Here is a 572-nt window from a genome sequence, read left to right as displayed (position 1 = left end):
CCTAAAAGTTAGACACGGTTAATTCATTATGCAGCTTGCTCAAAATGAGTTCGGTATTGTACCGGACTCATTTTTAACTTTGCTTTCAACCGTTTCGTATTATAGTATTCTATATATTTTTGTAGTTCTAGTTTAAAATGCTCTACATTTTCGAATTCCTTATAATAAAGAAATTCTGATTTCATAATCCCAAAGAAATTCTCCATCACAGAATTATCATAACAATTTCCCTTACGGGACATGCTTTGCTTGATCCCTCTATCTTGAAGGGCATGACGATATTGTTTCATCTGATAATGCCAACCTTGATCGGAATGCATGAGTAATTGATGCTTTGCCGGCAAGCGAATAAGAGCTTTCTCCAACATCTCTGAAACGAGTGAATACGTTGGTCTAGAACCTATTGTATATGTAATAATTTCTCCATTGAATAAATCTAATACTGGCGATAAATAAAGCTTTTCACCAAATAACTTAAACTCCGTTATATCTGTTACCCACTTTTGATTTGGTTCCTCTGCTGTAAATTGACGATCTAAATGATTTGGTGCCGTTTTTCCTACAGTACCTTT

At 34.6% G+C, this 572-nt stretch carries 1 protein-coding gene; it reads right to left on the bottom strand.

The annotated features are described in order from the left end of the window. Window positions 1-26 precede the first annotated feature (26 nt). A partial coding sequence (locus tag ACFSBH_RS12070) for an IS3 family transposase (protein ID WP_379597721.1) occupies window positions 27-572 on the bottom strand: 546 nt, incomplete at its 5' end.

The sequence above is a fragment of the Oceanobacillus luteolus genome (assembly GCF_042678205.1).
Lineage (GTDB): Bacteria > Bacillota > Bacilli > Bacillales > Amphibacillaceae > Oceanobacillus > Oceanobacillus luteolus.
This window is presented reverse-complemented; position numbering and strand designations above follow the sequence as displayed.